Here is a 22,858-nt window from a genome sequence, read left to right as displayed (position 1 = left end):
TGCATGTCCATGTCGCTTGTAATGATAAATAGGGATGTGATGGGCAGATCCTGTAAAGCATGGTTTTTTTATTAATTCATTGTTAAACAATGAGTTGATTTGGTTTTTCGCCAATGAAAGTCGATGGGCTAAGGTGTTGAAGTAGTGTTGCTAATAATACAGGAGACCACATCAATAAAACATATGGTGAATTACTTAAAGATTAAGTAAAAATAAAAGAACAATTAACGAAAAGTTTATATACAGGTCATTTTATAAAAAAATTAATTTTTTAATTATTTAAATCGTGACTTTCAATTTATGGCTAATGATTTATTTTTGTGTTGTTGATTTAACGTTTGATTATTGCTCTAGATGTTTCTGTTTGTAACTATCTGGGCGTTTAGCGTGTTTAAAATGGTGTTTTTTATTTTTTAAACATATGTTACTGATGATTTGAGGCTGAGCTGTTGGTTATTTCACCGAAAAAGATCGATGCTTACCTTATCGTGGCACGCTTTTTCCAGATGCTTTTTCATCCACTCTGCCGCTGTTTCTATCTCTCCCCGTTGCAGGAAATCCAGAATCGCCAGATGCTCTTCAATCTGTTCCAACCGCTTGGGATTGAAGACTGGGCTCCCTTGTCGATATTCCACCAGACGCCGTAATTGATTGATTCGTTGCAAGCTATGGTGGGCGAAGCGATTGCCGCTACAGGCAAGCAGCGTTTCATGAAAGTGCGTATTGGCATCGAACATTTCATGTGGTGTGAGCGTCAGATAACCCCCATTGAGAATGTCTTCCTGCTGCTTACGACAGGCATTGAGCGTGTGTTGATCGATACGAAACTGCGGCGACAGCAAACTGAGTGGCTCGACCAGCAGGCGAAACGTAAAACTTTCCTCATAGGCCGTGACGGAATCGATGATTGGCGTGGTTCGCCAGCCTTGACCTGTGCGAAATTCGAGCCAACCTTCCTGTTGAATACGCGTCAGAACGTTACGCAGTACGGAGCGGGACACCTGACATTCTCGCATCAGATCCACTTCTGAAAACTGTTCCGGCAACCGACGGGAGAGGCGCATGTCGACAATCTTCCGGTAGAGCGGTTCTTCGCTGCTGGCGGCTAACTCGGTGAGCAGATGCCCTAATTCATGGGCATGGCGGTTAAGATAAAATCCCCGGTTGCGGTGGTAATGCAGCATGCCTTTTTCCGTCAGATACCGCAGTGCGACTTTGACCGGCGTGCGCGAGGTGTTCAGTACCTGCGCCAGTGACGATTCGATCAGATGAGCGCCGAGCGGCAACTGCTCGCGGCGAATATAGGCGACAATCTGTCTGACAATCCTTGTTTGTAGGGGAGTTAAAGCCATGGCTATCCTGCTATGTCGTTTAGGGGCTATGTCGTTTAGGGTGTTACGAGGAATCGTTATGTTCTTGTCAGCACGGCTCGCCTGTCAGTAAAGCCTGCTCCGGCAAGGCCGGAGCAGGCCTGTTTTACTGGTGATAGAACGGAAACGCGCCGAAGACAATACCACCGACCAGCAGTGACAGGCTGACAAAAATCGCCCATTTGATTGCAAAGCGTTGGTGATCGCCAATGTCCACTTTTGCCAGACTGACCAGCAGGTAGAGCGACGGTACCAGCGGGCTGAGCAGGTGGAACGGCTGGCCGACAATCGACGCGCGGGCGATCTCCTCTGGAGTAATACCATAATTGACCGCCGTCTGGGCGATAACCGGTAAGATTCCGAAATAGAACGCATCGTTGGACATCAAAAAAGTAAACGGCAGGCTAATGAGCGCAGTGAATACCGCAAGATACGGACCGAAACTTTCGGGTATCACCTGCAACAGGCTCTTCGCCATGGCATCCACCATACCTGTACCGGATAAAATGCCAGTGAAAATTCCAGCGGCGAAAATAAGTGATGTCACTGCTAGCACGTTAGCGGCGTGTGAGCCGATCCGCGCTTTTTGCTCCTCCAGCTTGGGATAGTTGAGCATGACGGCGATAGCGAAACCGAGCATAAACAGCACCTGAATTGGCAGAATACCAATCACCAGAAATACCAGCAGCAGGGTGGTGAGGATAAAGTTCGGCCAGAACATGTTAGGGCGGCGATTGGCGTCGCTTTCTTCATCGCTGCCGTTGCCCAGATTGATCGACGTATTCTGGAAGTTGCTGACATCAATGATCCCCAGCCGTTTACGCTCCTGTAGACCCAGGAACACGGCCACGCCGACCAGTGTCAGGCTGGCTAAAATAATCGCTGGGAGCATCGGAAGGAAAACGTCCAGTGCATCAACGCGTAATGCGGCGGCGGCACGCGCGGTGGGGCCGCCCCAAGGGGAAAGGTTCATCACGCCGCTGGCAATGTTAACCAGACAGGTTAACCCCAGTACGTTCATTCCCAACCGCTGATAGAGCGGCAGGAATGCAGCAATCGCGATCATATAGGTCGTGGTACTGTCGCCGTCCAGCGCTACCATCAAGGTTAATACGGCGGTGCCGACCAACACTTTCAGCGGGTCGCCTTTAACCAGCCGGAGAATGAAGCGTACCAGCGGATCGAACAGCCCCGCATCGATCATGATGCCGAAGTAGAGAATAGAAAACGTCAGCATAACGCCGGTTGGTGCCAGCGTTTTGATGCCATCCAGCATCATCGTTCCCAGCCCCTGATAGAAACCCGCTGCCAATGCAAACAGCGTAGGGATAAGAATCAGCGCGATCAGCGCAGACATCCGCTTGGTCATGATCAGGTACATAAAGCAGATGACCATAGAGAAACCGAGAATAGTGAGCACAGTGAATCTCCTGTTTTTTATTATATTCTGAATAAATTACTGCCTTTCTTTCAGCGAATTTTGGGAGCCCAAAACCGTACGGTTTTTATAACCGTATATCGAAAGGGATGGAATTAGCTTATTTCCCGATGTCAGCGACGTTCAGGGGAATAGGAATGAAAGGCGTGAGTTAGCTTCCAGGGTCAATACGAATAATAAATGACAGATAATGAGGGAGTGATAAGGTAACGGTAATCGGTAACATAAACGACCTCTATGCGAGCAACAATAATATTCCTTTTATCCCCGCAAGCATCAATCTAACCGATTGTTTAGTGATTGTTTTGATCGATTTTATGACTGCCGTTATAAGGGGGCTCTTTTTGTTAAAAACAAATTAAAGCATTGTAAAATAAAACGCAAATTGCGCTAAATTGCAATAAAGAACAATTGTGATGAGGGAAGGTCGGTGATAGCAACATAATTTTAAAAGATAAACAGAGGTGTGAAAATTTAATTGCTGCGTAGAAGTTTATTATCGATTAACCGAAATTTATCCGTTTTCATTCATGAAATTTTACAAGATGAGGTGGGGAATAAGGCATTATTGGTGAGGAAGGTTAAACGTTGTCTAAACCATCCGTATTTCCTAAGCCGCCACGGCTTTTACCGGACGGCTGAGGTTCGCGGCGGCTTAGGTAAGGGAGATTAACTGACGTTTTCTGCGGTGCTGCGCAGCCGATCTTTCAACTGGCTGTATTCCTGTTGTACATAGTTCTCGGCTGCCTGCTGATCGTCGATGGCTTCCAGTTTAACGGCGCAGTGTTTGTATTCCGGCGTTTTGGATACTGGGTCGAGATGATCCAGCGTCAGTTCATTGCAGGCACCGATCCACCACTGGTAGGTCATGTAGACGGCACCTTTATTGATGCGCTCGCTGACGGCAACGCGAGAGATCACCTTGCCGCGTCGTGACGAGATCCAAGCGAGCTGCTGGTCGTGGATGCCTAAACGTTCGGCGTCGTGCGGGCTCACCTGCACGTAGCCCGGTTCATCCGCTAGCGTTTGTAATGCGGTGCAGTTGCCCGTCATGGAACGGCAGGAGTAATGGCCAACTTCGCGCACGGTGCACAAGACCAACGGGTAATCCTCATCCACCAGCTCCATCGGCGGTCGCCACTCGGCCGTGAGCAGTAAGCCTTTCCCGCTGGGACGATCGAAGTGATTACCGGCGTACAGCCACTGCGTGCCGGGGCTGTCTTCAGTCGGGCATGGCCACGGCACATAACCCAGTCCCGCCATTTTCTCGTAAGTTGCGCCGTAATACAGCGGGCAGAGTGCTCGCAGCTCGTCCCAGATCTCCTGCGTGTTGTTATAGTGCATCGGATAGCCGAGTGCTGTAGCCATCAAGCTGATGATTTCCCAGTCGGGTTTCACATCGCCCTGCGGCTCCACGGCTTTATAAAAGCGCTGGAATCCTCGGTCGGCGGCGGTATAGACCCCTTCGTGCTCGCCCCAGGAGGTTGCGGGTAAAATCACATCGGCAATCGCAGCGGTTTTGGTCATGAAGATGTCCTGCACGATCAGCAACTCCAGCTCGTTGAACGCATCGCGCAGCATCGACAGATCCGGCTCGGTTTGCAGCGGATCTTCGCCCATCACGTAATTGGCTCGGATCTTCCCTTCTTTTATCTTGTGCGGGAGATCGGTCAGCGAGTAGCCGATTTTGTCGGAGAGTGCAGGTACGCCCCAGGCATCGGCAAATTTCGCCAGCACCGCTTTATCCGTGACGTTTTGATAACCGGGGAACATATTGGGCAGCGCCCCCATATCGCAGGCACCCTGCACATTGTTTTGCCCACGCACCGGCCCGACGCCCACGTTCGGACGCCCCAGATTCCCAGTCAGCAGCGCCAGACCAGATAGACCTTTGACCACATCAACGCCTTGACCCCACTGCGTCACACCCATTCCCCATAGAATGGTGGCGGACGGCGCAGCGGCATAGATCCGCATCGCGTCGCGAATCAATTTCGGCGACAGTCCGGTGATGTCGGCGACATACTCCGGCGTGTATTTCGCGACGGTCTTGCTGAATTCCTCGAAGCCCTCGGTATGGCGGGCGACGTAGGCTTTATCGTAGTGGCCTTCGTTGATCAGCACGTTAGCGAACGCGTTGACCAGTGCCATGTTGGAGCCATTTTTCAATGGCAGCCACAGATCGGCGATGCGGGCGGTTTCAATATGGCGCGGATCGCACACGATGATTTTTGCCCCGCGCGCTTTCGCTTTCAGGATTCGACGCGCCACGATGGGGTGTGAGTCTGCGGCGTTGTAGCCAAAAATCAGGATGCAGTCGGTTTTTTCGATTTCGCAGATAGAGTTGCTCATTGCGCCGTTGCCCAGCGTAACCTGTAGCCCAGCAACTGAAGGACCGTGGCAGAGTCGGGCGCAGCAGTCGACGTTATTATTCCCGGTGACCGCTCGGGCAAATTTCTGCATTACGTAATTGGTTTCATTACCGGGACCGCGTGACGAGCCTGTGTGCATAATCGACTCGGCACCGTACTTCTCTTTAATGGCTTTTAATCGCGAGCTGGCGAAGTCGATAGCCTCATCCCAGCTCACCGCTTCAAAGGGGGCGCCTTTCTGACGTCGAATCAGCGGCTGCTTTAAACGCGGCGTCAGAATTTTCGTGTCGTTAAGAAAATCCCAGCCGTAATAGCCTTTCAGGCACAGCTCACCTTCATTGGTGACGCCGTTTGCGCCTTCTGCACCAACCACTTTGCCGTTCTCTACCAGCAGGTTAATTTTGCAGCCTGACCCGCAATACGGACAGACGGTAAGCACTTTCTGCATGATTATTCTCCAAAGCTGAGTCTTGGATCGTAAGAACTGCATTCCTGCGGCAGGCTGTTGATGCAGTCATCTAACCTTCGATAATCACCGATAAAGAAAATTAATTTACTGATCGTGGTCATGCTCAGGGCGATGATAAATCGTCCTAACGTGTTGAGTGCCGCGACCTTTTTCCATAGGACATTCGTCTGGAAAATAACGTGACAGCGTATTTATCCTCTTTATCTGTTAATGCCTATACTGTTTTTGACGATATTAACTCTATGTACCACCGATGAGGCTGGGGTAGCCATGCCTGTCGGCTGTTTAAAACAACGGAAATTGGCATCTCAAGGAAGATAACGCATTCTATTCGTTAATTTTTTGAGCTAGATTTCCCATCTAATGGGGCATGAATCAGGGAATTCCAGAACGTCTGTGAGATCGCGTGGGATAAGGGCGCGAGACAACGGGCGGCACCGTCATGAGTAAAAGTAAATACTTTTCCGACAGAGCGTGCGGGCGGGAAATATTTGTTAACGTCGCGGAGTGCATTATGGAATTTCTAAGAAATGTCAGCATAAAAATAATGGTGCTGGTCATAGTGGCTTCCCTGTTAGTGGCGTGGGGAGTGGCATCAGGATTCAGTCTTTATTCGCTTTATCAGGTCACCAATTTGCTTGATAAAAGTGAGACTCAGCGAAAAACGTATTCCCATCTGGTCTATGGAACCGATCAATATTTTCGGGCCGTAACTCGTATGGAAAGAACGATGGATTATTTGCAGCGTAACGAGCCAGAAAACGCCAAAAAGACGTTGGAAATGGCACAGGTCGCGCTAAAAAATACCAAAGACTCGCTGGAGAAATTCCAGACTGCGGAGCATGTCGGCGTCGATCAGGCAACGGTTGATGCGGTAAAAAATACCTGGAACACCTTGATCTCGACCTCTATCGATCCGATGAATGCGGCACTGCAACGTAATGATTACGAAGGATTCCGACAGATATTTCGCTCTGTTTATCCGCCGATTAGCCTGACGTTTGGCGAAGACGTCAAACGCTATTCGGACAGCATTACCTCCTCGTCGTTGATTCCAGCCGTGAATGAACATAATACCCAAAACCGTAATTCGTTAATTGCTGTGATGGTGATTGGCCTCATCGTGTTGATTTTCACGGAATACTATTTGAGGAACTATCTGGTTATTCCGATTTCAGTGCTCAAGTCCCATTTGGCACAGTTGACGGCGGGGCGCTTAGGCTGTGAGCTGGCGGAATTTGGCAAGAACTGTGCGGGACGATTGATTCCCGATATTAAGAAATTGCAGAAAAGTTTGCGTGATACGGTGACGGTCATCCGGCAGAGCACGACGGAAATCAACAACGGGACGTCGAGCATTAAGGATGGCAACGATAACCTTTCCAGCCGCACGGAACAGCAGGCTGCTGCACTACAGCAGACGGCGGCCAGTATGGAAGAGATTAGCTCCACGGTGCGGCAAACGACCGAACACGTGCATCAGGTGCGTAAGCTGGCGAAGGATGCGGCGGATACGGCGCAAAAAGGCGGGAATATCAGCAGCAACGTGATGACGACGATGGATGGTATTAGCGCCAGTTCCCGACAAATTTCCGATATCACCTCGGTGATTAACAGCATTGCGTTTCAGACCAATATTCTGGCGCTGAATGCGGCGGTTGAAGCCGCGCGGGCGGGGGAGCAGGGGCGAGGCTTTGCGGTTGTCGCCGGTGAGGTTCGTACACTGGCGCAGCGCAGCGCGCAGGCGGCGAAAGAAATTGAGGCGCTGATTGCCGAATCGGTTTCGCGCGTTGAAACCGGTGCAGGGCAGGTTCGACAGTCCGGTGAAGCGATGACGGCAATTATTGCCTCCATTTCGCATGTGAACGATCTGATTGGTGAAATCGCGGCGGCAACGGATGAGCAAACGCGTGGCATTACGCAGATTAGCCAGGCGGTGCACGAAATGGACAGCGTCACGCAGCAGAATGCATCGTTGGTGATGCAATCGGCAGAGGCTGCGGCCCGTCTGGATGAACAAACCAGCGAGTTGTCCGCCGTGGTGGATGTGTTCGATCTGGAATCAGATTGCGATCCGACAATGTCTTTTTCCCGTCAGGCGATCGCTGCCCCCGTCCATCGCGCGGTTGGGCAGGGTTCTACGCCGCTACTGTCGGCACAGGGTCGCAACGGTGAGGGATGGGAAAAATTCTGATCCGTAGCGGGTTAAATACGCGACAGATGTTGAACGTAAGATAGCCCATGGGGCTGGCGACGAACCGGACGGAAAGGAATCTACCCGGTTCTGTTGATCGCGGGTAATCGCCCAAAAATGGTCGGTGAAACATGTTGGCGTCAACACGTGTAATGCGTTGGATTACAGAGAGAAAATGGTGTTTTACTCTGTAAATCGGCTTGTGTTAATGTAAAGAAATATTATTTTAAGACGGGTGTCTCTGATATTGAAATTGGCAAATTGAAATACTGGCATACTTATTGCTTCATTTTCTTGGCGATTTTTTGCCATTTTTGAGATCAAAAAGCGGTACTTTTCTGGGGGTTATAGAAATAAAACGTTATTTTAGGGTGTAAAATTAAACCTGAAACCATTTGTTACACACTAAAGCGGTTGTTGCTTATGTTTTCGTGACGTAAATCAAGACAGATGGCGGCTTCAAAGTGATAATAAGAATAAATATCATTTGTGCTTTATCACTCGCTTATGTCTATCTTGCAAAGAACGCTTCTCGTGTTGTGTTGGCTGTTGAGTTGTTCAGTGGCCGTTGCCGTTGCCGCGACCGATTACGCCTCATTTATTCAAGATATCGAAACTCGGCTGGATAAAACGGCTCAGCTCTATGAGCAGCAAAAGCTGGATGATGCCCGCACCGAAGTTCAGATGGCCTATTTCGAGGTGTTTGAAAACCTTGAAGGCCCTATCCGCATCAATATTTCTGCGCAAAAAAGCTATCAGTTGGAAGCGACCTTCGGTGAAATTCGCCGCATGATTGGCGAAGGCAAACCGCAGGCCGAGGTGCAAGCGAGAATCTCTTGGCTGAAGGGCGAACTGGATGCCGTTCTGCCTGTGCTGTCGGAAGGGCACAAACTGGTCGCGCAGGAGCAGCACGGTGCCTATGACAACACCGACATTGCGCCGTACTGGCAGCAGAGTTTCAAAATCATCGATGACCAGCTCGCGCTAGCCGTGACGGAATATCAGGCCGGCGATTACAAAAAGGCCAGTCAGAGCGTGCAGCAGGCGCACTATCAGGGCTTTAAAAACTCTGAAATGGAGATGTCGGTCAGGCAGAATCGCTCGGCGCAGCAGGCGGCTTCAATTAATCAACAATTCTCCGCGCTGATTACGTTAGCCAGCCAGCCCGATCAACTGACGGATATCTCCTATCGGGTCACCACGTTGTTGCAGGATATCGAAGATGCCTTGCCGGGATTGCCAACAACGCGTGACAGCCAGCAGGCGACGGCAACATCTGCCGCGAACGCTGATACGGGTGCGGTGTCGGATGCGAACTGGGCGAACGTCGCCGACGATATCAATCAGGCTATTGTTGCCGCGATTGCGCAATATCGTCAAGGTCAGGTCAAACCTGCCATCATGGCGGTGCAGGATACCTATTTCGATTTGTTTGAAGCCACCGGCATGGAGAACAAGATTGGTTCTCGCGATGCGGCGTTCAAATCGACGCTCGAAGGCTATTTCACCCGTCTGGTGAGTTTGATGAACGCCAAACAGCCTGCGGAGCAACTGCAAGGGCAGGCCGAAGCGCTGCAGCAGGAACTGGCGAAGGCTGTGACCATGCTGGGCGACGGTGGTGAAACTCACTGGAGCCTGTTGATATACAGCCTGCTGATTATTGTGCGCGAAGGTCTGGAAGCCTTGCTGATTGTGGCGGCGATCGTGGCCTATCTGGTGAAAAACAATCAGCAGGACAAACTGCCGCTGATTCGCCAGTCGGTTTACGCCGCGCTGCTGTGTAGTGTGATTACCGCCGTCATTTTCCAACTTGTGTTCACCCATTCCGGTGCCAGCCGTGAGCTGCTGGAAGGCATTACGATGCTGATTGCCGTCGAGATGCTGTTCTTCATGAGCTACTGGCTGTTGTCCAAAGTGGAAGCGCGGCAATGGAAGGCTTATCTGGAAGGCAAACTGTCGCATTCGCTAAGCAGCGGTTCCATGATCGGCCTATGGCTCACCAGCTTTCTGGCCGTGTACCGCGAAGGCGCGGAGACGGTGCTGTTCTATTACGCGCTGGTCGGTGATGCCAGCAACATGGCGGGGCATCTCTCTATTCTGGCTGGTTTTGTCATCGGCTGTCTGATCCTGCTGATTGCCTACTTCGTGATGCGCTACACCATCGTCAAACTGCCGCTGAAGCCGTTCTTTATGTTTACCGGATGCTTTATGTACCTGATGGCGTTTGTGTTCGCGGGTAAAGGCGTGCTGGAACTGATCGAAGGCAAACTGTTTGAACCGACGTTGCTGACCGGCGTACCGGAAATCAGCGGGTTGGGGATTTATCCTTATGTTGAGACGCTGATTCCACAGGGTGTGCTGGTGGTCGCGGCGCTAATCGCCTTATGGGTGATGCGGCGCAGGGCGCTGCCATCTGATAAAGAAGGCATTCGACGTGAATTTAATACTGAAAGCAATAAGAGCAGCAAATAACCATAACAACCCCAATCGCTTAGCGAATTAAGCGAAGAGGGACGACTGAGATGAGGATGGGTTTGATGAAGAGGCAAAAAAGTCTGATTGCGGGTGCCGTTATTGCCGGTATTTTCACTGCACCTGCCGCACTGGCGTTTAAAGAATATCCAGCGGGTGAGCCGGTTTCCATGAACGAAATGGAAATTGCCGCTGTTTATCTGCAACCTATCGACATGGAACCGCGTGGCATGGGCCTGCCTGCTGCGAAAGCGGACATCCATCTGGAAGCCGATATCCACGCCGCTGAAGGCAACAAAAACGGCTTCGGTGCCGGTGAGTGGATGCCGTTCCTGACCATCGCGTACACCCTGACCAACACCGATACCGGTGCGAAGCAGGAAGGCACATTCATGCCGATGGTGGCCAGCGATGGCCCGCACTACGGCGCGAACATCAAAATGATGGGCGTGGGCAACTACAAAGTGACTTACCACATCGACCCGCCATCAAAAGCCGGTATGCACCGTCACACCGATGGTGAAACGGGCGTAGGCCGCTGGTGGAAACCGTTTGATGTCAGCTTTGACTTCAAATACGTCGGTTTAGAATAAGGTCTTCTGTCCGCGATGTTCTGTCGCGGTCATGTTCACGCCTCTGCGGGCACACCGTTGTTGCCCGTAGAGGTGGTGATTTTCCAGCCAGTGTGCTGATGCCACTCGGCATCGCGCTCAACCGACGCACCTGCAACTTGAAAGGTGACGGGTATATATGAATTTTTTTATCACGACCCTCCAATCCTTCCTGCCGATAGCGCTATTGCTGGGGCTGAACTGGAGCCATCGTTCCACGCCGACGGTCAGAACGCTGGGGTGGATCACGCTGCTGGCGCTGTTTGCTGGGATGTTTATTGGCGTGCATTTTCCTAACGGGCAAGCATTTCTGCTGGGCTTTACGGCGCTTCAGGCGCTGGCCTTGATCCTGTTTCTTGTCTGTCAGTGTTTTTCCCACCCGCGTATTGGCTATCTGTGGCAAGTGCTACTGGTGGCGGGCGCGGCGGTACATTGGGGCAACGATCCCAATCTGACCGCGCTGACAACCACCCATGTGGTGAATACCGATCTGCTGCTGAATTTCAGCGCGGTGCTGCTGGCGTTTGGCTGGCTGGTGTTCTGTGCCGCGCTGTGCGGCATGATTGCGCGCCGCATTCATTTACTGCGCTGGCCACTGCTGGCGCTGCTGGTGACGCTTCTGCTGTTGCCGATAAGCGGCAATTTATTGCTGCTGTTGATGAAATTACAGGCGCTGGGGCTGACTAAGCCGCGCCTGAGCTATGTGGCGCATGTCACCAACAGCGCGCATTTATTGAATTACCTCAGTGCGTTGTTCATGGCGGCGGTGGCTGCCGGGCTGGTTTGGCCGCTGCGGCATGCGCGCCGCCAGATGTTGGCCACGCATGAGGCGATTGAAAAGCGTAAAGCGACAGCAGGCTATCGCACGCTGCGCCGCACGCTGTTGGCAACGCTCACGGCGCTGTTGGTGGTGGCGTTGGCCCAGCTTTATTGGGACAAGGTCGCGTCGCAACCGCCTCGTCTGTCGGAAGCACAGCCCGTGACGCTGGCGGCCGATGGCAAAGTGCATATTCCGATTGAGCAAGTGCGTGATGGCAAGCTGCATCGTTTCGTGTGGATTGCCGATGACGGCAAGGCCGTGCGCTTTTTCATCATTAACCGCTATCCCGATCGCCTGCGTCTTGGCGTAGTGTTTGATGCCTGCCTGCTGTGCGGCGATCAGGGCTACGTGATGGAAGGCAATCAGGTGATTTGTGTCGCCTGCGGCGTGCATATCTTCATTCCTTCTATTGGCAAAGCGGGCGGCTGTAATCCGGTGCCGATTGAAGGGTGGAGCAACGACGATAATGAACTGGTGATTGGACGAGCCTCACTGGCGGCAGGCACTAACTACTTCTCGACGGTGGTGTCGATGGAAGTCATCGACCCGGTTGATGGCTCCAAACTGACCAACGTGAGTGCGGAACATAAATATCGCTACGGCGGTAAAACGTACTTCTTCTCGTCGGAAGCCAACTACAACCGCTTCCGCGAAAGTCCCGCGAAATTTGCCACTACCAAAGCAGCGGCAACTGGCGAGCAGGCTGAGGAGGAATAATCATGCTGTGGCGACTGTTACGTCAGTCCTGGCGCAGAAATATTCGGCGTAAATCGCTGGCGGTGCTGACCGTGTTTTTGGCGGCGGGGTTGATCTCCGCGCTGCTGGCGGTGTCCATTGATATCGGCGACAAAATGGCACGCGAGCTGAAATCCTACGGCGCGAATATTCTGATTGAGCCAGCAGGACAAGCGGCGCTACCCGCGCTGTTTGGCGAGCGCAGTAACCCGCTGGAAGGGCAGGATTTTCTCGATGAGGCGGAGCTGCCGAACATCAAAGATATCTTCTGGCGCAATAACATTGTCGGCTTTGCGCCGCTGCTGAGCGGTGATGTCGAGATCAACGGACAGCCGGTTGCCGTGCTGGGCACCTTCTTTTCTCAGCCTGTTGCGGTGCCGGATGAAGAAGACTATCGCTCGGGACAAATGACCGTTAGCCCCTACTGGCAGGTGGCGGGGCAGTGGCCGCAGGAACCGGTGACGACGGAAAATGTGGCGCAAACGCTGGTGGGAAAACAGCTGGCGGTGCAAACGGGCTGGAAAGTCGGGGATAAACTCGCCTTGCACGGCGCAAAAGGGGACGCAACGGTAGAGGTGAGCGGCATTCTGATCAGCGGCGGTGATGAAGAGAGTCGTCTGGTGATGCCGCTGGCAACGGTGCAATCGCTGCTGGGGCTGGCTGGTAAAATTCAGGCCATCCGCGTGTCGGCGCTGACCGTGCCGGAAAATGAACTGTCGCGGCGGGCGCGGGAAAATCTGGAAGCGCTGAATGCCGAAGAGTATGACCTCTGGTACTGCACCGCGTATGTGTCTTCGATTGCGCACCAGTTGGAAGAAGCCATTTCTGGCTCGGTGGTGCGTCCTATCTGGCAGGTCGCCGCCTCGGAAGGCGTGGTGATCGACAAGATCCAATTGCTTCTGGCGGTGGTGACCTTTGCCGCGCTGGTGGCGGCAGCGATGGGGATTGCCTCGCTGATGACCAGCACCATCATGGAACGAGCCAAAGAGATCGGGTTGATGAAAGCGCTGGGGGCACGTCAGTGGCAGATCATGCTGCTGTTTTATCTCGAAGCGGCGCTGAGCGGGCTGGCTGGCGGAATCGCGGGCTGTGTCGCAGGCTGGGGGCTGGCGAAGGCCATTGGCCTGATGCTGTTCGGCGTTCCGCTGAGTTTCGCGTGGATTGTTATCCCTTGTGTGCTGGTGATCTCGATGCTGATCGCCATCATCGGAACGTGGTTCCCGGCGCGCCGGATCGCCAAGCTGTATCCGGTGGAGGTGCTGTATGGGCGCTAATGGCTTGATGAACAGCATGTTCTGGCGGCTGGTGTTCCGCGCGCTGCGGCTGCGTATGCAGCGTGTTAGTGTGGTGTTCGCGGCGCTGATGGTTGGTGCGGCGATTGTGACGGCGATGTCTGCCGTCTATTTCGATATCAACGCCAAGATGAGTCAGGAACTGCGCACCTTCGGCGCGAATTTTTACATCGGTCCGGCGCGAGGCAATACGATTCCACAGAGTACGTTTCAACCGATTATCGACAACGCACCGGCTGGATTAATCAACGCGTCCAGCCCTTATCTGTATGGCATGGCGCGTACGGAGCTGGAGAAAGTGGTGCTGATGGGCGTGTGGTTCGAATCGCTGCGGCAGTTGGCACCGTACTGGCAGGTCACGGGTAACTGGATTGGCGTCAGCTTCGATGACCGTAACGCCATGATCGGAGTGAAGCTGGCGGAGAGACTGAACGTCAAAGTCGGCGACAGCATCACGCTGGTGGGTGATGGTGGGAAACAGCGGTTGCAGATCAAAGGTATCGTGGAATCCGGCGATGCGACGGACAACATGCTGATCGTGAATCTGGAACTGGCACAAAAGTGGCTGGATAAAGAAGGCGCGATCAGTAATGCGTTGTTGAGCGTCAGCAACGATCTGGGGCAGGTCGATCGCTTCGCTGCGCAACTTCAGCAGCAGTATCCGCAACTGGAGATCCGCCCGATCCTGAAAGTGTCGGCGTCGGAAGGTCAGGTGCTGAATAAAATTAAAGGGCTGATGGGGCTGGTATCGGCGGTGATTCTCGTGCTGTCTTCCCTGTGTGTGAACACGACGCTGATGGCGATTGTCGGTGAACGTGCCCGCGAATTTGCGTTACAGAAGGCACTGGGCGCGAGCGGACGAGACATCATCCGGCAGATGCTGGCGGAAACCGGCATCATCGCGCTGGCGGCCGTATTATGCGGTTCGCTATTGGGCTATTTGCTGGCACAGGTGTTGGGGATGGCGGTATTCAACGCGACGATCTCGCTGCGTTTACCGGTGTTCCCGCTCACGCTGGTGCTATCGTTGCTGGTTGCTGCCGTCGCGGCAGTGGTTCCTACCCGGCGTGCAATCTACGTCGAACCAGCCAAAGTCTTGAAAGGAGAGTAGCTCGATGTCTGTAGAGGTGAACGCGCAGGAAAGTGCGCAGGCCGCGGAGGCGGTGATTGAAACTCGCCAGCTCTATAAACGCTTTGGTCAGGTTACTGCGCTGGAAAATATCAATATCCGCATCGCGCGCGGCGAGTTCGTCGCCATCATGGGCGCGTCTGGCTCGGGTAAAACGACGCTGATGAATATTCTCACCTGTCTGGATACGGTGAGTGAAGGGCAGGTATTGCTGGACGGCGTCGATGCCGCTGGGCTGGATGAAGAAGGGCGACGCCAGTTCCGGGCCGATAAGATTGGGCTGGTATTCCAGCAGTTCCACCTGATTCCGTTTTTGACCGCGCTGGAAAACGTGATGCTGGCGCAGCATTACCACAGCGTGGTGGATGAAGCGGCTGCGCAGCGCGTGCTGGAACAGGTGGGGCTGGCGCATCGCGTCGATCACTTACCGAGCCAGCTTTCCGGCGGTGAGCAGCAGCGCGTGTGTATCGCCCGTGCGCTTGTGAATGAGCCTCCCGTGATTTTCGCCGATGAACCGACGGGGAATCTGGATGAAGAGAATGAACGGCGAGTGCTGGATCTGCTGAAAGATCTGCATCGGCAGGGGCGTACCATTGTGATGGTGACGCACAATCCTGAGTTAGGTCGGTTTGCTGACCGTATTATCCGCCTGCAACACGGCAAGTATTTTGGTGAAGAGGTGAATCATCATGAAATGGCGTAACGGGATTACTGCACTTTGTCTGCTGGGCGCAGTGGCGCTAAGCGGCTGTAAGGAAGAACAGGTGAGCGTTGGAGCGCAGGCACCGGCGCTGGCGGCCTACGATCTGGCGGGGCAGCAGGTGGATCTGTCGAGCTGGCAGGGGAAAAGCGTGTACCTGAATTTCTGGTCGTCGGGCTGTGGCGGCTGCATGGTTGAAATGGGCGCGCTGGAGAAGCTGAGCAAGGAGTATGGCGATAAAGTCGTGGTGGTTGCGGTTAATACCGATCCTGACGGCGTGGATATCACGTCGATGCTGGCGCACCACAAGGTGACCTATCCGGTGGTGCGCGATCAGTTGGGTATTACCAAAGAGCGCTATCAGGTCAGCGGCACGCCAACCTCATTTATTATTGATGCCAACGGCAAGGTGACCGATCAGCATCAGGGGGCGAGAGATGAAGCGCAACTGAGCGCGCTGTTTCAGAAGCTGGCAAGCCGGACATAAAGACCGGCTATTTTCCACAGCCTCTTAGGCGTGCGTTTACTCTGGCCGTGAAACCGGCATCGGGACTTCTACCACCGTTGATTTTTTCACAACGACAGGTTCCGGTTTCACGCGCATCGCGTAGATCACCCCGACGATCAGGCAGGTGATGCCACAGAGCGTCAGCAGCGGCGGCCAGGATTGCCGGATGATGAAGGCATAAGTTAGCCCCGCCAGCGTTTCAAACACAATCAGCGGCCCCACCAACACCGTCGGCAGACGCTGGCTGGCTTCGTTCCAGAACAGCGTACCAATCCACGAACAAAACAGCCCAATCGCCAGCATCAGCGGGATGAAAACCTCAGGCCGCGGGCCGAACGGCTGCGTAAAGGTGCTATCCGTTAGCGCCAGATGGCCGCACACCAGCAGATAACCCAACAGCGCCAGCGGTAGCGTGACCAGCCCCTGTGCCGTGGCCCAGGTGGTCGGCGTATTGCCTTTGTGGTCGCGCAGCCAGCGGGCGTTGCGCAGCGGATACCAGGTCCAGCAAACCACGGCGAGAAAGGCCATCGCAATCCCACTGGCATAACGCCATACATCGAATTCGACGGTGGTGCCTTTCAGTTCCGCAATATTGACGCAAACCAATCCCGCCGCAATCAACAGCAGCGAGGGCAGTAGCCGACGCCAGGCTACGCGGCCATCGTGCTTGCTGTACAACATATTGGCGGTAACGGAAATGACCACGGGCAGGGTGCCGATAATCATCGTTGAGATCGGCGCACCCGTGCGCTGAATCGCGCTGGCGAGCAGAAAGTAGTACAGCAGATTACCGATAATCGTGAGCTTCGTGGCCTCCAGCCAGTCGCTGCGGGTCAGCTGGCGCAAACGACGGCGATCGAGCCACGCCAGCGGTAAGGCAATCAGCCCAAAAGCCAGATAGCGTCCGGTGGACTGCAAGGCGGCAGAGTAGTCCGGTACGAGCACTGGCCCAACGAAAATCAGCCCCCACATCAGCCCAGCGGCAAGCGCAAATAAAACACCAATCAGCATAATAAACCCGTTTTTTCACAATAGTGCATTGCGCCAGTCTAGGGAGAGTCGGTGTTGAATGATTGTAGGATATTGCTGTTTATTATCCGAGGGAGGAGGCTAGCGCCGAACCGGATACACCTGCTTTTGGTAGCGAATGGGCGTGACGCCATAGCGTTGGGCAAAGGTGCGAGTCAGATGCGCCTGATCGGTTAACCCGACGGCGACGGCGACATGGGCGGCCGCCATACCGCGTGTCAGCATCTGTTTAGCCTCATACAGTCGGATTGCCATCAGCATCTGGTGCGGCGTGACGTGGAACTGCGCTTTGAACTGGCGCAGGAAATGATACGGGCTCAGGGAAACCAGCGCCGCCAGCTCTTTTAAGGTAATGGTGTGGGCGAAATTCTCGCGCAGATAGGCTTTCACCACATCAAAGCGGTGCAGCGGCTCAATCCTCTGGCGCTGGGCAATGTGCGCGTGAGGTCGGAAAAGCGCAATCAGCGACAGCAGCAGGCTTTCACTCGCCAAGGGATCGGTCGTCTGCCACAGCGCGGCCAGCGTCATCGCCAGCTGGCGTGCGGTTGCGGGATCGTGGCGCACGACGTCGGTAAACCACCAGCCTTTCTCGCCGGAGACGTTCTCCAACACATCGGGTGGAATGTAGATCATGCGATAGCGCCAGCCGTCTTCCGTCGCGGATTCCCCCGTATGTAGCTCATCAGGGTTCATCAACACTAACGAATCGACAGGCGCAATATGCTTGGCGCCACGATAGCGGAATCGCTCCGCACCGTCGTCAATGGTGCCAATGCCAAACGCCTCATGCGTGTGCGGCTCAAAGGCATAACGGCAGATGTGCGCGTGATAAAGCTCAATGCCAGGCAGCGCCGGTAAGTGCCGGAACTGGGCATAGTCTCTCTCATCGGTAAACTGTTCCGGTACACCCTGCATGCTGCCACCTTTTCTCTGGTTCTGACCGCCATCATAGCAGCGATAGCGCGTCAGCTTGAAGTCGTGCGTCCTATTTAGCCTGAGCAGAAATACGGGAAAAAGGGAATAAAAGCACCGAAATAAATAGACCGGAAAGGCATAAATCATAGCGAAATGGTTGATTAATGGTGCGTGCGTGACAAAAGTGACTTCCTCTAACTATTTGATTCTACTGTTTATGTCTATTCCTTGTTAGATAAGATAGCGCGACAGACATACCGTTAGTATAAAAAAATATAATCAACTCCATTTGCTTATTTGTTCTGGCTCTCATTACTTGCATCAATATTGCTATCTGTAATAAAGGACAAGGGAGTGAAAGGTGAACTTTCAGCAACTGAAGATTATTCGTGAATCAGCACGGTGCAATTACAACCTGACCGAGGTGGCGAATACGCTGTTTACCTCTCAATCCGGCGTGAGTCGCCACATCCGCGAGCTGGAAGAAGAGTTGGGGATTGAAATCTTCATCCGTCGCGGCAAACGCCTGTTAGGCATGACCGAACCGGGAAAAGAGCTGCTGGTGGTGGCAGAGCGCATTCTGAATGACGCTAGCAATATCCGGCGGCTGGCGAATGTCTTCACCAATAACGACACTGGTCAGTTGGTGATCGCGACCACGCATACGCAGGCGCGTTACAGCCTGCCGCCAGTGATTAAAGCCTTCCGCTCGCTGTATCCTCAGGTGCGTCTGGTACTGAATCAGGGCACGCCGGATGAGATCGTGGCGATGCTCCATTCTGGTGAGGCCGATATCGGCATTGCCAGTGAGCAGTTGATTAACGATCCCTCGCTGGCAGCGTTCTCCTACTATCGCTGGCACCATTCGGTGATTGTGCCGGAGCACCATCCGCTGACGCAGGAACCGGTGATTACGCTTGAAATGCTTAATGCAGAGCCGTTGATTACCTATCGTCAGGGAATTACCGGTCGCTCGCGTTTGGATCGCGCGTTTCAGGCCGTGGGCATGTCACCGGATATTACGCTGAGCGCGCAGGATTCGGATGTGATTAAAACCTATGTTGAGCTGGGGCTCGGAGTGGGGATTGTGGCCGATATGTCATTCGATCCGGTGCGAGACAAAGGGCTGGTGCGGTTGAATGCCGAGCATCTGTTTGAAGCGAACACGGTCTGGCTGGGGTTAAAAAAGGGTCAGTTACAACGTAACTATGCCTGGAAATTTATTCAGCTGTGTAATACAGAACTGTCGCTGGATGACATTAAAGATAAGGTGTTCTCGGATAACGATGAAGCGGTGATTGATTACCAAATCTGAATGACATAACCGTTTCCTAACCCGATGCCCAGCCAGCATTTTTTCTGACTGGGCGGGCGTTTTCCTTTCGATTTCGTCGCGATTTTTTGTATCGCGATACCCGCCGTTTTCTGTACTTGATTCAGCATAAATAGGGTTTATCGCGCCGATAATCTGCTTGATCTGAACGTGCCGGAATAGTAACATCCCTATTATAACAATAACTTATGTCTGTATTTTTGTTAGGTGATACAAATACTTGTGCGTTTTTATTGAATAATTATGCTAACAATTTTGGTGTCACAATAGCAAGTTTACCTTAAATAATGCGAGTTGCAGGACAAAACGTGTGCGTTTTGAACAACGTATAAGCGGCTTGAGTTATGGCGGGTTAATCCATCAGACATCCTTCTCACTAGTCAGTCACCTCCACGTTGATTTTTTCGGTTCGCATTGCGCCGGAGTCGCGCTAGCGCCATGTTTGTGATGGCGGGGAGTTTAAAACGGAAAATGACGATGAAAACACAAAAAGTCAGCCTTGCCTGGCAAATCCTTATCGCGTTGGTTCTGGGTATTGCACTCGGTGCCGTGCTGCATGAACAGCAAGAAAGCCGCCAGTGGCTCATCAGCAATATTCTTAGCCCTGCGGGCGACATCTTTATCCGCCTGATTAAAATGATTGTTGTCCCGATTGTGATCGCCACGCTGATTGTCGGGATTGCGGGCGTAGGGGATGCCAAAAAGCTCGGACGCATCGGCTTCAAAACCATCCTCTATTTTGAAATCATCACGACGGTGGCGATTATCCTTGGCATCACGCTGGCGAACATCTTCCAGCCAGGCCACGGCATTGACATGTCGACGCTGACCGCCGTGGATATCTCGCAGTATCAAAAGACCACCGAGCAGGTGCAGAGCGGCTCGCACAGTCTGGTGGGGACGGTGCTGTCGCTGATTCCGCCGAATATCTTCGCGGCGATGGCTCACGGTGAAATGCTGCCGATTATTTTCTTCTCCGTGTTGTTTGGTTTGGGGCTTTCTTCGTTGCCGAAAGATCACCGTGACCCGCTGCTGAACGTCTTCCGCGGCGTGTCGGAAACCATGTTCAAGGTGACGCACATGATCATGCGCTACGCACCAGTTGGGGTGTTTGCGCTGATTTCCGTCACGGTGGCCAACTTCGGTTTTGCGTCGCTGTGGCCGTTAGCCAAGCTGGTTATGCTGGTTTATGCCGCGATTTTCTTCTTCGCGCTGGTGGTGCTCGGTATCGTCGCACGGCTGTGTAAGCTGCGTATCACCATCTTGATCCGTATCCTCAAAGATGAGCTGATCCTCGCGTACTCCACTGCCAGTTCCGAAACCGTGTTGCCGCGCATCATCGAAAAAATGGAAGCCTATGGTGCACCGAAGTCGATTACCAGCTTTGTGGTGCCGACCGGTTACTCCTTTAACCTCGATGGCTCTACGCTGTACCAAAGTATTGCGGCGATCTTCATCGCACAGCTCTACGGCATCGAGCTGTCGATTGGGCAGGAAATCGTGCTGGTGTTGACGCTAATGCTGACGTCCAAAGGCATTGCTGGTGTACCGGGCGTGTCGTTTGTCGTACTGCTGGCGACGCTGGGCAGCGTCGGGATTCCGTTGGAAGGTCTGGCGTTTATTGCGGGCGTTGACCGTATCCTCGACATGGCGCGTACCGCGCTAAACGTAGTAGGGAATGCGCTAGCGGTGCTGGTCATTGCCAAGTGGGAACACCAGTTCGATGAGAAAAAAGCGCAGGCCTACGAGCGCGAAATAAAGGGAATCAGTACGCAGCCTGCCCAGCAGGGATAATCCTCGTCATAATGTAAATAGCGATATAGCGATAATGAAAGCGGGCGCATTGAATCATCAATGCGCCCGTTTCTTTTTCTTACTTTTGCATCTACCGCCACGTTCTGCTGAGCGGCTGAATGCAGATCATGAATTACAGGAAGCCGTACATCGCGGCAAACACCCACCCAAAGACGCAGGATGTGCTCACGCCAATCAGGCCTGGGAGAATGAAGCTGTGGTTGATAACGAAACGACCGATTTTGGTGGTACCGGAACGGTCAAATTGGATAGCCGCCAGATCGCTTGGGTAGGTCGGCAGAATGTAGTAACCATAACAGGCTGGTGCAGACGCCACGATATATGCGGGATCTACCCCAATTGCCAGCGCAACGGGCACAATCGCCGCCAGCGCCGCCGCCTGTGAGTTAACGAACTTGGACACAATCAGCAAGATAATGGCGTAAGCCCACGGGTAGACTTTCACCAGTGAACCGAGCGTGCTTTTGATCTCTTCCAGATGCGCGCCGAACATGGTTTCCGCCATCCAGGCGATACCGTATACCGCCACGATGGCAATCATCCCTGAACGGAACACTTCATTCTTCGAGATTGATGATGGATTGGTTTTGGTCGCGATAATGATGATGGCGCCGGAAAGCAGCATAAACATCTGGATGACCAGCACCATTGACAGCGGCTTACCGGCAAAGACTGGACGCAGCTCTTCAACGGCACCCAGAATCGCTACCGCCGCGATGGTTGCCAGAAAGATCCACATGGCGATCCAGTTACTGCGTGGCAGTTTTCTGTCGAGCAGCGTGGCGGTATCGCCATATACATACTGTTTGTTTTCTGGATCGGCGATGAATGTCTGAAAGTCTTCATCTTTGTCCAGATCCTTGCCGCGGAACCAACTGAAAATCCCAATCGCCAGAATACCCAGCAGGGTAGAGGGAATAGTAATCGACAGCAGATCGAGAAATCCCAGATGTTTACCCTGGAAGGTGAAATTAGCCAACATGGCAACCAGCGACACCACCGCAACAGAGACCGGACTGGCGATAATCCCCATCTGAGCGCCGATCGAGCTGGCGGCCATCGGTCTTTCAGGACGGATATTATTCTTGATAGCGACATCATAAATAATCGGCAGAATGGTATACACCACGTGGCCGGTACCGCACAGGATAGTCAGAATACAGGTGACGAATGGCGCGATAATCGAAACGTATTTCGGGTTACGCCGCAGCATACGCTCTGCGATTTGCAGCATCACATCCAGCCCGCCCGATGCCTGAAGCGTTGCCGACGCAGCCACCACGGCAATGATGACCAGCATGACGTCAACGGGCGGTTTACCCGGTTGTAGTTTAAAAATAAAGACCAGAATAACAAGTCCAATCCCGCCTAATAAACCCAGCGCGATCCCGCCTTTTCTTGCCCCGTAAAAAAGGCAGATCAGGACAATGACTAATTGAATGATGAAGTCCATAGTAGCCCCATTGCATTGCTTTATACCCGTCATACTTCAAGCTGCTTGTGCGTTAGCTGCCTTTACTCACCTCAGTCACTTACCTGAGTAAGCTCCTGAGGATTCGCTCAGTTGCTGCGTTACAAGGCTCATAAATGGGCCTTGCCCTAAAGGGCCAACGCTTTGCGTTGTTCAAAACGCTAACGTTTTGTCACACAGCTCGA

General features: G+C 53.0%; 16 protein-coding genes. 10 read left to right on the top strand and 6 right to left on the bottom strand.

Annotation, left to right across the window (positions count from 1 at the left end):
* Positions 1-458 precede the first annotated feature (458 nt).
* From IG609_RS13285 to fdhF, 3 genes are all read right to left on the bottom strand, one after another.
* Positions 459-1,352, bottom strand: coding sequence for a GntR family transcriptional regulator (locus tag IG609_RS13285; RefSeq protein WP_193398947.1), 894 nt, complete (start codon positions 1,350-1,352; stop codon positions 459-461).
* 124 nt (positions 1,353-1,476) lie between these two features.
* Positions 1,477-2,790 carry a CitMHS family transporter gene (locus IG609_RS13280; RefSeq protein WP_193398946.1) on the bottom strand — a complete coding sequence of 438 codons (1,314 nt, stop codon included), beginning with the start codon at positions 2,788-2,790 and terminating at the stop codon, positions 1,477-1,479.
* Between the two features lie 687 nt (positions 2,791-3,477).
* Positions 3,478-5,628, bottom strand: a complete 2,151-nt coding sequence (gene fdhF / locus IG609_RS13275; protein WP_193400875.1) for a formate dehydrogenase subunit alpha — start codon at positions 5,626-5,628, stop codon at positions 3,478-3,480.
* Between the two features lie 535 nt (positions 5,629-6,163).
* Between fdhF and IG609_RS13270 the strand changes: the two genes are divergently transcribed.
* The 8 genes from IG609_RS13270 (at position 6,164) to IG609_RS13235 (ending at position 16,089) form a co-directional block, all read left to right on the top strand.
* A complete protein-coding gene (locus IG609_RS13270) occupies positions 6,164-7,843 on the top strand; it encodes a methyl-accepting chemotaxis protein (RefSeq protein ID WP_193398944.1) in 1,680 nt (559 codons plus the stop codon).
* Between the two features lie 507 nt (positions 7,844-8,350).
* Positions 8,351-10,315: an FTR1 family iron permease gene (locus IG609_RS13265; protein WP_193400874.1), complete on the top strand. Its 1,965-nt coding sequence runs from the start codon at positions 8,351-8,353 to the stop codon at positions 10,313-10,315.
* A gap of 65 nt (positions 10,316-10,380) precedes the next feature.
* The gene (locus tag IG609_RS13260; RefSeq protein ID WP_102118673.1) at positions 10,381-10,908 is read left to right on the top strand and encodes an iron transporter; all 528 of its coding nucleotides are present in this window, start codon (positions 10,381-10,383) and stop codon (positions 10,906-10,908) included.
* A 157-nt stretch (positions 10,909-11,065) separates the two neighbouring features.
* Entirely contained in the window at positions 11,066-12,463 is a 1,398-nt protein-coding gene (locus tag IG609_RS13255) for a Fe-S-containing protein (protein WP_193400872.1), read from the top strand.
* Between the two features lie 2 nt (positions 12,464-12,465).
* Positions 12,466-13,755: an ABC transporter permease gene (locus tag IG609_RS13250; protein WP_193400870.1), complete on the top strand. Its 1,290-nt coding sequence runs from the start codon at positions 12,466-12,468 to the stop codon at positions 13,753-13,755.
* A complete protein-coding gene (locus tag IG609_RS13245; RefSeq protein WP_318843277.1) occupies positions 13,745-14,884 on the top strand; it encodes an ABC transporter permease in 1,140 nt (379 codons plus the stop codon). Before IG609_RS13250 ends, IG609_RS13245 begins: the two co-directional genes overlap by 11 nt.
* A gap of 4 nt (positions 14,885-14,888) precedes the next feature.
* Positions 14,889-15,605, top strand: coding sequence for an ABC transporter ATP-binding protein (locus IG609_RS13240; RefSeq protein WP_193398940.1), 717 nt, complete (start codon positions 14,889-14,891; stop codon positions 15,603-15,605).
* On the top strand, positions 15,592-16,089 hold the full coding sequence (locus IG609_RS13235; RefSeq protein WP_193398939.1) for a TlpA family protein disulfide reductase: 498 nt from the start codon (positions 15,592-15,594) through the stop codon (positions 16,087-16,089). Before IG609_RS13240 ends, IG609_RS13235 begins: the two co-directional genes overlap by 14 nt.
* Before the next feature lie 36 nt (positions 16,090-16,125).
* Here the strand turns inward: IG609_RS13235 and IG609_RS13230 are convergent, their stop codons facing one another.
* Together IG609_RS13230 and IG609_RS13225 are read right to left on the bottom strand one after the other, a co-directional pair.
* A complete protein-coding gene (locus tag IG609_RS13230; protein WP_193400868.1) occupies positions 16,126-17,121 on the bottom strand; it encodes a DMT family transporter in 996 nt (331 codons plus the stop codon).
* Positions 17,122-17,220: 99 nt separating this feature from the next.
* Entirely contained in the window at positions 17,221-18,054 is an 834-nt protein-coding gene (locus IG609_RS13225) for an AraC family transcriptional regulator (protein WP_193398937.1), read from the bottom strand.
* A 361-nt stretch (positions 18,055-18,415) separates the two neighbouring features.
* Between IG609_RS13225 and cbl the strand changes: the two genes are divergently transcribed.
* Together cbl and gltP are read left to right on the top strand one after the other, a co-directional pair.
* Complete coding sequence (cbl, locus tag IG609_RS13220; RefSeq protein WP_010285215.1) at positions 18,416-19,369, top strand: HTH-type transcriptional regulator Cbl; 954 nt, start codon at positions 18,416-18,418, stop codon at positions 19,367-19,369.
* 495 nt (positions 19,370-19,864) lie between these two features.
* Positions 19,865-21,181 carry a glutamate/aspartate:proton symporter GltP gene (gene gltP / locus IG609_RS13215; RefSeq protein WP_193399987.1) on the top strand — a complete coding sequence of 439 codons (1,317 nt, stop codon included), beginning with the start codon at positions 19,865-19,867 and terminating at the stop codon, positions 21,179-21,181.
* A 133-nt stretch (positions 21,182-21,314) separates the two neighbouring features.
* On the opposite strand, the gene IG609_RS13210 is transcribed toward gltP, so the two are convergent.
* Entirely contained in the window at positions 21,315-22,655 is a 1,341-nt protein-coding gene (locus IG609_RS13210; RefSeq protein ID WP_193399986.1) for an anaerobic C4-dicarboxylate transporter, read from the bottom strand.
* Between the last annotated feature and the right edge of the window lie 203 nt (positions 22,656-22,858).

It is taken from the genome of Pectobacterium quasiaquaticum, assembly GCF_014946775.2.
In the GTDB taxonomy this organism is placed as follows: domain Bacteria; phylum Pseudomonadota; class Gammaproteobacteria; order Enterobacterales; family Enterobacteriaceae; genus Pectobacterium; species Pectobacterium aquaticum.
Note: the sequence above shows the minus strand (reverse complement) of the source record. Positions and strands in the feature narration are given on the sequence as shown.